This window comes from Vibrio sonorensis (assembly GCF_001854765.1).
Taxonomy (GTDB): domain Bacteria; phylum Pseudomonadota; class Gammaproteobacteria; order Enterobacterales; family Vibrionaceae; genus Vibrio; species Vibrio sonorensis.
In genome coordinates this window covers 109,971-123,827 of the sequence record NZ_LJJE01000092.1, presented here as the reverse complement: position 1 = coordinate 123,827, position 13,857 = coordinate 109,971, and the positions used below count along the sequence as shown (strand labels likewise).

8 protein-coding genes and 3 pseudogenes are annotated in these 13,857 nt (G+C 45.1%); 4 read left to right on the top strand and 7 right to left on the bottom strand.

Features of this window, described 5'->3' with window-relative positions:
• The first annotated feature begins 275 nt into the window (after positions 1 to 275).
• Positions 276 to 982, top strand: a pseudogene (locus BLO31_RS16375) (DUF445 family protein).
• 52 nt (positions 983 to 1,034) lie between these two features.
• Here BLO31_RS16375 and BLO31_RS16370 read toward each other — a convergent pair.
• The 6 genes and pseudogenes from BLO31_RS16370 to BLO31_RS16345 all read right to left on the bottom strand — a co-directional run bounded on the left by BLO31_RS16370 (position 1,035) and on the right by BLO31_RS16345 (position 8,479).
• Positions 1,035 to 1,511 carry an Lrp/AsnC family transcriptional regulator gene (locus tag BLO31_RS16370; RefSeq protein WP_070969083.1) on the bottom strand — a complete coding sequence of 159 codons (477 nt, stop codon included), beginning with the start codon at positions 1,509 to 1,511 and terminating at the stop codon, positions 1,035 to 1,037.
• A 160-nt stretch (positions 1,512 to 1,671) separates the two neighbouring features.
• Positions 1,672 to 1,899, bottom strand: a complete 228-nt coding sequence (locus BLO31_RS16365) for a hypothetical protein (RefSeq protein WP_070969079.1) — start codon at positions 1,897 to 1,899, stop codon at positions 1,672 to 1,674.
• 162 nt (positions 1,900 to 2,061) lie between these two features.
• On the bottom strand, positions 2,062 to 3,552 hold the full coding sequence (gene putP / locus BLO31_RS16360) for a sodium/proline symporter PutP (protein ID WP_070969075.1): 1,491 nt from the start codon (positions 3,550 to 3,552) through the stop codon (positions 2,062 to 2,064).
• A 74-nt stretch (positions 3,553 to 3,626) separates the two neighbouring features.
• Positions 3,627 to 4,325 carry a 1-pyrroline-5-carboxylate dehydrogenase gene (locus BLO31_RS16355; protein ID WP_070969072.1) on the bottom strand — a complete coding sequence of 233 codons (699 nt, stop codon included), beginning with the start codon at positions 4,323 to 4,325 and terminating at the stop codon, positions 3,627 to 3,629.
• A 20-nt stretch (positions 4,326 to 4,345) separates the two neighbouring features.
• A pseudogene (putA, locus tag BLO31_RS16350) lies at positions 4,346 to 7,464 on the bottom strand (bifunctional proline dehydrogenase/L-glutamate gamma-semialdehyde dehydrogenase PutA).
• A 188-nt stretch (positions 7,465 to 7,652) separates the two neighbouring features.
• A pseudogene (locus BLO31_RS16345) lies at positions 7,653 to 8,479 on the bottom strand (helix-turn-helix domain-containing protein).
• Between the two features lie 436 nt (positions 8,480 to 8,915).
• On the opposite strand from BLO31_RS16345, the gene BLO31_RS16340 reads away from it, so the two are divergent.
• The 3 genes from BLO31_RS16340 (at position 8,916) to BLO31_RS16330 (ending at position 13,088) form a co-directional block, all read left to right on the top strand.
• Positions 8,916 to 10,028, top strand: coding sequence for a PEGA domain-containing protein (locus BLO31_RS16340; RefSeq protein ID WP_070969068.1), 1,113 nt, complete (start codon positions 8,916 to 8,918; stop codon positions 10,026 to 10,028).
• A 144-nt stretch (positions 10,029 to 10,172) separates the two neighbouring features.
• Positions 10,173 to 11,996 carry an SUMF1/EgtB/PvdO family nonheme iron enzyme gene (locus BLO31_RS16335; protein WP_070969064.1) on the top strand — a complete coding sequence of 608 codons (1,824 nt, stop codon included), beginning with the start codon at positions 10,173 to 10,175 and terminating at the stop codon, positions 11,994 to 11,996.
• A gap of 366 nt (positions 11,997 to 12,362) precedes the next feature.
• Positions 12,363 to 13,088, top strand: a complete 726-nt coding sequence (locus tag BLO31_RS16330; protein ID WP_070969061.1) for a helix-turn-helix transcriptional regulator — start codon at positions 12,363 to 12,365, stop codon at positions 13,086 to 13,088.
• A 15-nt stretch (positions 13,089 to 13,103) separates the two neighbouring features.
• Here BLO31_RS16330 and pdxH read toward each other — a convergent pair whose 3' ends face one another.
• The gene (gene pdxH, locus BLO31_RS16325) at positions 13,104 to 13,739 is read right to left on the bottom strand and encodes a pyridoxamine 5'-phosphate oxidase (protein WP_070969058.1); all 636 of its coding nucleotides are present in this window, start codon (positions 13,737 to 13,739) and stop codon (positions 13,104 to 13,106) included.
• Between the last annotated feature and the right edge of the window lie 118 nt (positions 13,740 to 13,857).

Genomic DNA, 13,857 nt, shown 5'->3' with positions numbered 1-13,857 from the left:
TGCACTTCATTCACGTTTCGGCATTCCGTTGTCGCTCTTGCAAATATTTGTAAAGAGTTCTTCCACATCAACGCTGAAGCCGCCAATAGCAAAGCCAACTGCCAGTCTTTGCCTATTCTCATTTTCCCGAATGAAAGAACAAAAAAACAACATAAACTTAAAAGCGCACAAAACGATAAGGCAGGGTAATCACTACCCTGCCCTTTCTTTTCTTCAAACCTTTTCAAGTTTTACGATATACTCTCGCCATTCTTTTTTACTGTTATCAATCCATTATGAATAAGAGTTTAGTCACCAATCTTATTGCCGTAGCGTTACTGGCCGGTGGTTATCAATCAGGCAATGACATTGCCTTATACGCTGGTTTGTTTGCCTTTTCAGGTGCAATTACTAACTGGCTTGCCGTCCATATGCTTTTTGAAAAAGTGCCAGGCTTATACGGTTCTGGAGTTATCCCAAATCGCTTTGAAGAGTTTAAATCTGCCATCAAACAGTTGATGATGGAGCAATTTTTTACCAATCAAAATATCGACCGATTCTTGAGTAAAGAGATGGGTAGTGGCAGCAGTATCGACCTCGATCCCATTCTAAAAAAGTCGACTTTAATCCAACCTTTGACTCTTTAGTCGAGGTGATCGCTGCATCTCCATTTGGTGGCATGCTCTCTATGTTTGGTGGCACCGAAGCGCTAGCACCTCTAAAAGAGCCCTTTGTCGAAAAGATGCAAGAGTCTGTCACTGAGATCAGTCAGAGCGACACGGTAAAAGAAGCGCTTAAAGAGCAGCTAGAGTCACCCGCCATGCTCGATGAAATAAAGGTGAACATTGAGCAAATCATTGACCAGCGCTTAAATGAACTCACACCTTCGCTGGTCAAAGAGATGGTGCAAAAAATGATTAAAGAACACCTAGGCTGGCTAGTCGTCTGGGGCGGTGTCTTCGGTGGAGTTATCGGTGTTGTGTCAGCACTGGTCATGCAATAAAGCGACTTCACCTCACTGGCATGTTGATAAAGGAAGCCTCGGCTTCCTTTTTTTATAGCGAAGTTAACAAGTCGGGGTTTAACCCAAAGCTGGTCTTGTGCTCTTCAATCACCACCTCACTCCTCGTTTGAATCACACCCGGCAAAGAGCCCAGCTTGGTAGACATAAAGCTCTGATATGCTTTCATGTCTTTCACTCTGACTTTGATCATAGTGTCAAAGTCACCAGACAAAGAGTAACAGGCTTCTATCTCCGGCATATCCGCTACTGCGTCAGCAAACTTTTCAAAGATTGAAAAACTGGTCTGATCTAAACGAATGTGGATAAAAACTTGCACGTCGAGCCCCAACTTTTCGGGGTTTAACTCGGCGTGATAGCCAAGGATATAGCCGTCCTTTTCCAATCTCTTCACTCGGTCTGAACAAGGCGATGTGGTGAGGTTAACTTGCTTAGCCAGTTCAACAACAGGCAAACGCCCCTTCAGGTGAAGAATGCGCAAAATTTCTCGATCGATGCGATCTAGTTCCATTGATATAACTCATTCAAACTCAATGATTCATTTACTTTAGTCTAGTTGCATGACAACTAAAGCAACACTGGAAGGCAATAATAAGGAGTTTTTTAAAAAAGAGGAGTTGAGCCAATCAGAAATCAAGGCTCTAGCACGAAATTATTGAGAGAGATGAGTATTATGCCGCTTTTGCTTCTGGCAGTTTGATTGGCTCTGGCTTATGCAATGCATTACATTTACGGCAATAAATTTGCTTTTCCATTTTTACGTAATGCGCCCCTTGGAACAAGGTGGCAAAGAAACAAGAGATGTTTTTGATTACCGAAGCATCCGCTGAATCACAACGTGTCATTACAACTTTATGAGCGGTCACTTTCTGACAGCATTCGCAGTACAAATTCGGCATCTCTCTCTTCCTTGTGTGGGTGGCATTGTTTAGGTGGACAATTGTAATGAATTCAAGTTCCTAATCTTCATGCGAAAGTTAGAGAAATGTGATTTAAGTTCAATAATTATTAAGCAAATATAAAAAAGCCCTGCTACGCAGGGCTTTAAAACGAACAGATATTTAGTCAAGTTCTGCTAAGTTCTTTTCAAACTCAGCGTGCTGAACTTTCACTGCTTCTTCTGGTTCACCAGTCATCAAGCTGGTAACAACAATCGCGATTGTAGAGAAGATAATACCCGGTACAATTTCGTATACGTCGAACCAACCGCCAGACAGTTGTTTCCACACAACGATTGTTACGCCGCCGATAACAATACCCGCTAGCGCACCGTTGCGGTTCATACGAGACCAGTACAAACTTAGTACTAGAGCCGGACCAAATGCAGCACCGAAGCCAGCCCAAGCGTATGAAACCAAGCCAAGTACTGAGCTATCTGGCGTCATCGCTAAGAATAGAGCAACGATAGAAATACCAACAACAGCAATACGACCTACCATTACGATCTCTTCTGAGCTTGCATCTTTCTTAAACACTTGCTTGTAGAAATCTTCCGCTAGAGCAGATGAAGATACCAATAACTGCGAGTCAGCCGTACTCATAATTGCCGCCAAGATAGCAGCGAGTAAAACACCGGCGATAACTGGGTGGAACATAGCGTTAACAAGAACCATAAAGATCTTTTCGCCATCGTCCAGGGAGCCGCTACCCGTGTTAGTGATATAAACAAGACCAACCACACCCACCAGCATTGCACCAACCATAGATAGTGCAGTCCAGATCACCGCGATACGGCGAGCCGTGTCGAGATCTTTATTTGAACGTGAAGCTTTAAAACGAGCCAAGATATGTGGTTGACCAAAGTAACCTAGGCCCCAAGCCACTAGCGAGATAATCGCTATAGCAGTGAGAGGCTCACCTTTAGAGTCATTCCACAGAGTTAATAGCTCTGGATTGATGTTAGCCAAATCTGAACCTAATTGGCCAAAACCACCACTCATCACAGCAACTGGAACGATCATAAGCGCAGCCGCCATCAGTAGGCCCTGTACTAAGTCGGTCCATGATACCGCAAGGAAACCACCAAATAGTGTGTAGGAAACAACACAAACAGTACCGATAATCACGGCGGTGGTGTAATTGATGCCAAAGACGGTTTCGAATAGCTTTCCGCCTGCTACCAGACCTGAACTGGTGTAGAAAAGGAAGAACAAAAGGATAAAGAAAGCTGAAATCGTTTGGATAAGTTTCGAGTTATCATTGAATCGACGAGAGAAAAACTCAGGTAGAGTCAGTGCATCCGTTGTAATACTGTAAGTACGTAGTCGCTTCGCGTTGATCAACCAGTTTAACCACGTACCGACTAACAGACCACCTGCTAGCCAGAATGCTTCAATACCAGCTGCATAAGCGTAGCCAGGTAGACCGAGCAACAACCAACCACTCATATCTGAAGCACCCGCTGAAAGTGCCGCTGGCCAAGGGCCTAAAGAACGGCCTCCCAAAAAGTAGTCCGTTGAGTTTTTCGTTCGTTGATAAGCGATGACACCAATTGCCAGCATCATAATAAGATAGGCAATAAATGTCGTAGTAATAGCAAAGCTATTTTCCATCTTGTGTGTCCTCTTTTAAGATCGCCTTCCGTGGTTGTCCCTAACGCTAGGCTAGGGACATAGGCAGGAAGTAATTAGTGGGCTTCGTTACCAAGCTCTAGCAATGTCGCATTGCCACCCACAGCTGTTATATTTATTGTTCTGGTACGTTCAGTAACAAAACGCAAAGCTAATGAAGGGTCATTTGCCATCGGAAGTGCCGCGAGATCTGTCTCCGATACCAGACTGACGATCGCGCCAGTGCGCGACGCCAGTTGACGATTGATGCTTAGCTCAACCGTTGGGTTGCCAACGTATGCCATGTTTCTAATATCGGCTTCCATCAATTGATGATAAGCGTCGTAAGAAACAAACTGGACTAAGTTTGTTGGCAACGACGATAACAAGCAGGCTTGCTCAAACTCCTGAGCAAACACCACATCATCACTACACACAATGACGCTGTTACCAGCGACCAATGCAGCCGTGATCATGGCGCACGCTGACTGCTGCGCCGATTTACTGTTATCATCCTGAACGATAACCGCCACGCCGCGTCCAGCGGTGTAGAGTTCGTTCGTTTCTCCAGTCGGGCCGACCAAATTATGAACAGGTGAAACCCAAACTGAAGCTTGCTCAATGTGATATCCAACAACAGGTGCAAAGCTTGAACCTGCATTATCTAATGAGCCTTTCAAAGATAGTAAGTGTTCACACTTAACTTCGAAATCCGTTAAATTCCAGCTTTCCCAAACCGCATAAGCATCGGCATAGCGTGCTACTTGATGAACCATGATTATCTCCTTACCTGTGCTTAGCGATAGTGAATCTGAGTAAAACGATATAGGTAGTGAGGGCCACCCGCTTTTGGTCCAGTACCAGATAGGCCTTGTCCCCCAAACGGCTGAACACCAACCACCGCACCGACTTGATCTCGGTTGATGTAGCAGTTACCTACTCGCGCGTGTTTTTCGATCCAGCGATAGGTTGTTTCGTTGCGACTGTGGATGCCCATAGTCAGACCAAAACCGGTATCGTTGATTTGCTTCACTACGTTGTGAAGTTCGTTTGCTTTGAACTTAACGATGTGAAGGATAGGGCCAAACTGCTCTTCTTTTAGGCAGCTAATGTCATCAAGCTCAAAAGCGCTTGGTGGTACAAAATCGCCAAACTCACACTCTGGATCTAGCTCCAACTGGGCAACCAGTTTGCAGATGCATTCATCTCTGCGATGTGCGCTGTCAGCTTAGCTTTAGCCGTGCCATCAATAACTGGGCCGACATCCGTAGAGTGAAGATAAGGTTTACCTACCTTAAGCTCTCGCATGGCACCTTGAATTAGTGAGGTGATGCGATCAGCGATATCTTCTTGCACAAACAGAATACGCAAAGCTGAACAGCGTTGACCCGCAGAGGCAAAAGCACTGCGAAGCACATCGCGAACCACCTGTTCTGGCAGCGCCGTACTATCGACAATCATTGCGTTTTGACCGCCCGTTTCGGCAATAAATGGTACTGGTGCCGCTTCACGCGCAGCTAACGTTTGATTAATGCGTTGAGCCGTGGCAGTAGAACCAGTAAAGGCAACACCAGCAATAGCGCTGTGGCTGGTCAACGCGTGACCAATATCAGCACCACGTCCAGGTAGGAACTGTACGGTACCAGCAGGGAATCCGGCTTGATCTATCAATTCCACCGCTCGCGCCGCAATCAAGCTTGTTTGCTCTGCTGGTTTAGCAATGACAGTATTACCCGCGACAAGCGCTGCGGTAACTTGGCCTAAGAAAATAGCCAATGGGAAGTTCCAAGGACTGATACAGACAAACACACCTCGACCTTGACGTTCAATGGTACGAGCAACTCCATCAAAGCCTTTTATCTCATAAGGGTTCAACCCTTGTGCCTGTTTCGCGTAGTAGCGGCAAAAGTCCACGGCTTCTCGAACTTCGTCAATACTATCGTGGATAGTTTTACCCGCTTCTTGGTGACACAGTGCAACGAGTTCAGAAAGATTCTCTTCTAGCAGATCAGCAAGTTTGTCTAAATACGCTCCTCGCTGCTGAGTAGATGTTTGGTGCCAAGTGAGGTAAGCCTCTTGTGCTCCATCGATAGCTGCGGAAACATGATCAAGGGTTGCAAAAGCGACCTGACCAACATTGATACGGCGATCATAAGGTGCAGTTACTTTCTCTACTTGAGTAGCATCCTTGATCATGCTTTCGGAAAAACCTTCACCATTGATCACTGGACCCGCTGTCCATTGTGTATTTAGGTGTTGCTCAACCGAAGATTCAAATCGGTGCGCTTCGCTTTCTATGTCAATGTTGACGCCATAGGAGTTTTGACGCTCGGGAAATACACTCGGCGGCAATGGGATCTTGGCATTATTTAAAGTGTCAAAGCGCAGCAGCATATCAACCGGATGCTCTGTTAAAGTGCTTACTGGGCAACGCGCATCCACGAGTCGATGAACAAAAGAGCTGTTTGCACCGTTTTCTAACAATCGACGAACCAGATATGGAAGCAAGTCTTTGTGACTACCCACCGGCGCATAGATTCGAACCGATTGTTGATACGCTTCCATCGCGTGGTTATAGAGAGAGTCTCCCATTCCGTGTAAGCGCTGGAACTCAAAATCCTTGTGTTGCGCCATTACCGCAATCGCAGTAACCGTTTGGGCGTTGTGACTTGCGAACTGAGGGAAAATATTCCCGCGTACGTTCTCACTTAATAAGAAACGGGCACAAGCCAAGTAAGCAACGTCCGTCGCTTCCTTACGAGTGTATACCGGATAGTTATCAAATCCCGCCTGTTGTGACCACTTGAGTTCGCTGTCCCAATAGGCACCTTTAACTAAGCGCAATGGAATGAGATCGCCCTGCTCTTTCGCTAACGCGTTCAACCAAACCAGCACGGGTAACGCGCGTTTAGAGTAGGCTTGAACCACAAGACCAAACTTGCCCCAGCCTTTGACCAGCTCACTTCGATACACTTTTTCAAACAGTTTAAGAGAGAGCTCTAAACGGTCCGCTTCTTCTGCATCGATAGTAATTGCGACATCCAGCTCAATAGCGCGATTTAACAACTGAATCAGAGTGTCGTACAACTCAGTCATCACTCGCTCTTCGTTGGCGACTTCGTAGCGTGGGTGCAAAGCAGAAAGCTTGATTGAAACAGACGGAGCTGGGCTGGTATCCAAGCCGTAGTCATCTCGACCCACCGCTTCAATCGCCATTAAGTAGTCTTTGAAATACTTGTTTGCATCCGCCGTTGTCAAAGCAGCTTCGCCAAGCATATCGTATGAGTATGTAAACCCTTTATCGCGCATCTGACGGCCGTTCTTTTGCGCTTCTGCAATTGAGCGGCCAAGAACAAATTGGTGCCCCATCACTTTCATCGCTTGATGCATAGCTTTGCGGATCACAGGTTCAGACATTTTGTTTACTAAGCGATTAACCGCTTGAACAGGGCTTTGAGACTGCTGTTCTTTTAGTCCAACGACTTTACCAGTAAGCATTAAGCCCCAAGTCGATGCATTGACAAAAACAGAGTCAGAATTTTTCAGGTGAGATTTCCAATCCGCTACGCTTAGCTTATCTCGGATAAGAGCGTCAGCGGTTGCTGCGTCGGGAATACGCATCAGAGCTTCTGCTAAACACATCAGCAATATGCCTTCTTGAGTATCTAAACTGTACTCAAGTAACAAGGCATCAATCATTTGAATCGACTTTTTATCAGCGCGAATCGCTTCGATTAATTCCGTTGTTTTGATTTCAATCTGTTGTTTTTCTAAATCAGAAGGGGTTGCCAGTGGCAGCAGCTCTTTCAGCCATTGAGATTCATCCACCATATAGAGTGGTGAGATCAGCGACCACAACTCGTTAAGCGGTTGCTCAACAAAGTCGGTTTTCAACACATCGGTTGCTGTAAACATGGGATTTCCTCAGTCTCACACCTGAATAAAAAATCAATCAGGTTTCCTACAATGGCCTGCAGTGTATTGTGAGCGCATGAGAAATACTTGTCAAAAACTCCGAGCTTTTTGCTAAAAACTCCGCTTTTTAACAAAATAAAAACAGAATCACACTCAAAAAGTCAAAATATTATAGTAGTTTTGTTTTCTTATTTAACACGATTCTGCTTTTTGTATTGAGATGGCGACATTCCTTGGTGGCGAGAAAAGGCATGAGCAAAAGTGCTTTGGCCTGAAAAACCGGTAAATTCGGCAATCTGACCTAAGGTAAGTTGGCCTTCGTTAATTAAAGACTTAGCCATATCGATCCGCTTGCCCAAGACATATTGATGAGGAGTGATACCCAACTGCTCCTTAAAAAGCATGTGAAACTGGCTTTCTCCAAGGAAAACACTACTGGCTAATTGAGCGACCGTGATTTTGTGACTGAGGTGTTGCTCGATATAACGATCCAATACGTCGAGATCGAATCGCGACTCCTTAGGTTTGAGCGCATATGAGAAAGAGTGGCGCTGTAAAAGCGAGATCACCGCACTGTTACACGCCCGAGCGAGTAGCGGGTCATCGGGATTTGCTCGCATTTCCGTTACCAGCATCTGAATCAGCTTTTGAATGTGATCATCGAGTTGAAAATAGGTGTCTGCTTGATTGAGTTCGTGAAAACGCGCTAGTAACGCAGCATCGTCATTATTAGGTTTCGGCAAGTTCAAAACGAGAATATCGGATTGACCGGTTACGCCGCCAAAAGCGTGCTCGCTCCCCGACTTAACCACACATCCTTGGCCGGGCCCAACAATGCCGTCGAGGCACTGATATCGAACTTAGTTTGTCCTTTGAGGCCGATAACGATTTGGGTGTAATCGTGATCGTGGATATTTCTATGGGAAGGCAAGGTGACTAACTCGGCAGGTTTAGGTGCCAATTCTTTGTCAGTACCGTGTAAGATTTGCTGATTCTGTCGATCAGATCGTTCCATTTTTACGCAACCTTTTGTGGGACGCGTCCAATTTTATAATAAAAGTGTCATTTACGGGTAGTTCGAATAGAAAAGAACAAAGATATGTGAGGACTCTCATAAAGCACTAAATATTCCTCAAAGAGTCGAGTGAAAAATCTCCAATTGAGAAGTTCGGAACAATGATCAAGTGCACATAAATTACGGCCGATGTCATTTCTTCTGCTTTAATCAAACCGATATTGAGAATCTCCACTTGCATATTTCTCTAATCTGCTCAAAATGAGGAACATCACTTTCTTATGACTTACAGAGGGTTAGCTTTTGCGCAAAAATCCTGTAGTCTTGAGAGTGAAATGGAATATAAATACCTTTGTTAGGCAGTCATGGATTAAAGCTGTCAAAAGTTTGTCTTTTATACATTGGTGAGTTAACACGTTAATTGTTGCAGGGACTTATGATAACACGTCGCATCCCAGCGCTTATGCTTGCGCTGTGCCCGGTATGGGTTTCGACATCGGTACTAGCTGAAGACGCCGTACAAGGCGATCCAGTAGCTGCTATCGATTCCAGACTATCGAATAAACAAGTCGAAATTGACACAATGAACTCCGAGTTCTCCTCAGAATCGGAAAGTTTACAGCAACTCCAGAATCAGCTAGCTAAGCTGAAGCGCGATGAAAAAGAGCTTAACGCTAAGCAAAACCGCGCAAAGAGTGCTCTGGACAAACAATATTCTCGTCTTTTAGAAGATCCGGATACCGACTTAATTACCTTCCAGAAAGCTTACCAAGAGGCATGGGGCTCTGTTAAAGAGAACCAAAACCAAGTCCTTGAAACAAGACAAGCTATCACTGAAAGTGAAATGAAGCTGTCTCAGGTTAAGCAAAAGCAAGCTCGATTGAATACTGAGTTTACTTATCTTGAAGAGCAAAAAGTTGAAGCGCGTGTGAAGCGCATCGCTGCTGAGCTACGTGAAAGCGAAGTTCTGGAAACCAGTTATAAGACAACTTGTTCGGCGACAATGACGCTGGGCGAGTGTTCAAATCAAGGTAAATACCTTACTAAGCAAAAAGCAGTGAAAACCTTCAAGGCTCGCTTAATGGATAGCTTAACCGAGGCGACACTCGCTAAGCAGAACTCCAAAGGCGTTCAACTGAACATCCACGTTCAAGAGAGCCAAATCATCCGAGCTGGTTTTGAAGGCAACAACAATTACTTTACTCAAATGCAAGCTCAGCTTCAGGCAAAACCAGAAGCTGTCGCCGCATGTAAACTTCTCAACGTTTCATCGCGTTACTGTTTACAAGGTGAATCAAGTGCAAAGAAAAGCACGAAAGATAGCAGCAAAAAAGACCTAGTAAATGTGACTGTTCGTTCAGATCAATACAACGATGCTGTAGTGATTAACGGTGTGGAATATGGAAGCACGCCAGTAGAAGTGGTACTTCCTAAAGGTACGCATCAAGTAACCGTGTCCAAAGATGGATACCAAACATACAATCGAGTCATTAGTGTCAGCGGCAACGATACGGTATGGGTTAAACTGCGACCAAATAAGCAAAGTTAAGTGACGCTGTTTTAGGTAACAACTCACAAAGATGCAGCAAAAACGCCATTTTGTCGCGAAGTTATCTCAAGATGACTTTAGCCAAAGTGGCGTTTTCGTTTAGAATGAACCAATTATTCAAATAATTTACGTAGAAGATTGATAATGCGACAAGGTATACCCGCTCTTTTGCTAGCGCTAGGCACGTGTTTGGGCACACTCCCCGTCCAGGCGGAACAAGCCTCAGCGTCTGTGGTAGCAATTGACGACCAGCTTTTCACTCGTCATAGCGAGCTATCTGAAGCGCACAAAGCGCGAGATGAGCAACGCGAGAAAGTTGAACAGCAAGAGCAACAAGTTGCCGACTTAGAGAAAAACGCTAAGGCTCTCGATGAAGCGCTTGCAAAAGCAAAGCGCAACTTAGAGCGAGATTACGAGCGCGTTATCGACGACCCTTCAGTTGATATCTCTAAAAGTCAGCAAGCATATCAAGATGCTTGGGCAAGTGTTAAGCAAAATCAGAAAACACGCCTAGAGTCCAAACAGTCGTTAGATGACTTAAAGCTGGTACTCAGCAACAAGCAATCAGAGTTAGAGCAAATACAGCAATCTATCCATCTTCTCGATGAGTCTAAACTGCGCGCTCGCGCCAACCGATTAAAAGAAGAGCTTTCAAATAACAAGACACTAAATGTCAGCTTTACTAATCGCTGCCAAGCAAACCTAACCATTGCCCAATGTGACGCCCAAACCAGAGAGCTCACACTGCAAAAAGCGGTAAAGCAGTTTAAAGCGGCTTTGATTGAAGACACCACCGAGGCGGTGATAGCAAAACAGAACGCAAATAAAGTACCTCTAAACATCCATGTTTTACGCCATAGCGTTAAAGAAGCGGGATTCTACGATGGTGTTCGTTACCGCAATATCTTAGGGGTAGTATTGGAAGCTCGCCCATCAGAGAGTGCGGCCTGCAAACTGTTAGGCATTAAGAGCAAATACTGCTTTGCACCCGGTTACGAAGAAGCGCAGAGACTGCAAGAGATTGAGGTTGCTTGGGTCAATCTGACCGTTCGTTCAAACCAATACGGTGACCGAGTGACGATCAACGATGTCAACTACGGCAGTACACCAGTTGATATCATGCTACCTATGGGGCAGCACGAAATAACCATCGAAAAAGAGGGCTACAAGTCCTTTAATCGCACACTTTCTTTGCGCTCAGACCAAACTCTGCGCGCTAATCTCGTCGAACGTGCCAATGTTTTACGCGCTGGTGATAAATTTGCCGACACAATGAAAGCGGGACCAAAAGGCCCTGAACTCATTACTCTTGTCGCTGGTGAATACCTAACAGGCGAGCACGGCTCAAAGCAAATTCACCTTGATCATGCTTTCGGTATTGGAGCTACTCCGATCACGGTTTCTCAGTTTGAAGTTTTTGTTGGTTCAACCAATTACCAAACCGATGCTGAGTTAAAAAATACTTGTAACACGATTCGAGATGGCGATATTACCCCTATCGCTAAAAGCTACTGGCGAGATCCCGGCTTTAAACAAACACCAGACTCACCTGTTGTATGCGTAAGTCGCAACGACGCCATTGCATACGCCAAATGGCTAAGCAAGCAAACTGGGTATAACTACCGTTTGCCAGATGTCGATGAATGGGAAATTGCTGCGCGCTCTGGTAGCCAAGCCGCTTATTGGTGGGGCAATAAGTTTCTAACCGGCAAAGCCAACACGGGTTGGAGTGGCACACCTTGGTCAAACCAAAGTACCTCCCCAGTCACCGCATTCGAAGCTAACCGTTATGGTATTTACGATACGGTGGGCAACGTATGGCAATGGACAGAAGACTCTAGAGGCGTAGCCAAAGGTGGCGCTTGGAATTTCGCACCTTCTATGGCCTCAGCACACCAAAAACTCTTCTTGGCACCTTCAGCCACTGCCAACTACGTCGGCTTCCGAGTCGTTCGTGAGATCAACTAGACACATCGAATAAAGAGGGGGGAAATCCCCCCTTTTTTCTTTCATTGTAAAGCTTTACATTAAATTTTGACCGCTAAGCTCGCTTGGCATTGGTCAGGTATCTATTGATATCTCTATTGCTTAGCAGCCCTCGCTAAGCTTTAGACCTCTTCGAAACGTCGATAAGACAATTCTTATATTCACCAGCCTAATTGGCTGGTTTTTTTTATCGCTTAAACACAAGTGATAAGAGCAATAATAAGAACGACTAATATAAGCAGAAATTATGCAAAAATAACCGCAACATTTGCTTGTAACTTATTGATAGAATTAACGAAGAACTAATAGTAGGATGATAAAATCGCATAAGTAAGGAAGCATAGCATCGTGGATAACAAGTTAGTTACCCTATTCAATCAGTTACCGGGGTATTGGGGTTGTAAAGACCTAGACTCGGTCTTTGTCTATGCCAATCAATCCTATGCCGAGCTTGTCGGGCTCCCCGATAGCCAAGCTTGTATTGGCCTTACCGATTTTGATATGCCCAGCCCCACAACAAATTGCGCCGAAGCATTTCAACGCCAAGATAAATATGTCATCAAAACAGGCAAGCCCCTTAAAGTGTTGGATATCCACCCCTATCACGACGGCCATTCTAGAGCACATATCTTTACCAAAACTCCGTGGCACGATGAACAAGGTCATATTCAAGGCACCATTTTTTACGGACAAGAACTCACTAATACCGCCATTTTAGAGGTCGGACATTGGGTATGCCGAGCGACAGGCCTGACCCATAGTAGTGAAAAAGGATTGCGTCTTGGACAAGGATTTGGATCAACCCACGACTTGTCTGTCTCTTTGACAACCAGAGAGTCTGAGGTTCTGTTCCTGTTGCTGTATGGAAAAAAGCCAAAGCAAATTGCCGAAGTGATGGGGATCTCTATTAAGACATTTGAAAGCTATGTCATGCGTTTAAGAAGCAAGTTTGGCGCCCATAGCCAAGCTCAGTTAATCGAAATAGCGTTAGACCAAGGTTACGGATCTCAGATACCTCAAACACTACTAAAAACGCAGCTTTCCGTTGCCTTAAATGGCGAAGTGCCTGACTAAGTCAGGCACTTTTTTCTATGGCGCTAAGCGGTCGATATCCCACCCATCCGTTTCTTTGGTAAATAAGAAACGGTCGTGGAGGCGATGCTCTCCCCCTTGCCAAAACTCAATGCTTTCAGGGCGAATTCGATAGCCACCCCAGAAACTCGGTACCGGAATTTCACCTTTTTCAAACTTCTTTTTAAGTTCCAGGTATTTGCCTTCTAAGATCCCTCGCGCAGAGATGCGGCTACTTTGCTTACTCGCAATAGCAGCAATTTGGCTCTCTTTGGGTCGAGAGGAGAAGTACTTCATGTTTTCAACCATAGACAACTTTTCTGCGACACCAGTAATGTGCACTTGGCGTTCAAGTGGGTGCCAAGGAAAATGCAGACTTACCTTGCTATGAGACTCAATTTGCTGAGCTTTACGACTACCTAAGTTGGTGTAAAAAACAAAACCTTGCTTATCAAAGTTTTTCAGTAGCACGATGCGCTGATAAGGTTGACCGCTTTCGTCGACCGTGGCTACTGTCATAGCCGTTGGATCCGTCAAACCAGAGTCCACTGCCTGTTGTAGCCAAAGATTAAATTGATCGATTGGGTTATCACACAAATCTTTGCGTCTAAGTCCGCCTTTGGAGTACTCGCGGCGAATGTCCTTAAGTTCCATCTTATCTCCCGACTAAGTTTTTGCTGATTGTGCGCTTATACGTATTAGATCTCAAGTTGAGATCGAAAAAACAATCACACTTACCGATAGATAGCGCTTCTATCCGCGACTTTTCGTC

Coding starts and splice junctions, on each gene's coding strand:
- pdxH (WP_070969058.1), bottom strand. CDS start 13,739: ATGGAACTTAAGGACATTCGCCGCGAGTACTCCAAAGGCGGACTTAGA.
- BLO31_RS16365 (WP_070969079.1), bottom strand. CDS start 1,899: ATGCCGAATTTGTACTGCGAATGCTGTCAGAAAGTGACCGCTCATAAA.
- BLO31_RS16370 (WP_070969083.1), bottom strand. CDS start 1,511: ATGGAACTAGATCGCATCGATCGAGAAATTTTGCGCATTCTTCACCTG.
- BLO31_RS16340 (WP_070969068.1), top strand. CDS start 8,916: ATGATAACACGTCGCATCCCAGCGCTTATGCTTGCGCTGTGCCCGGTA.
- BLO31_RS16335 (WP_070969064.1), top strand. CDS start 10,173: ATGCGACAAGGTATACCCGCTCTTTTGCTAGCGCTAGGCACGTGTTTG.
- putP (WP_070969075.1), bottom strand. CDS start 3,552: ATGGAAAATAGCTTTGCTATTACTACGACATTTATTGCCTATCTTATT.
- BLO31_RS16355 (WP_070969072.1), bottom strand. CDS start 4,325: ATGGTTCATCAAGTAGCACGCTATGCCGATGCTTATGCGGTTTGGGAA.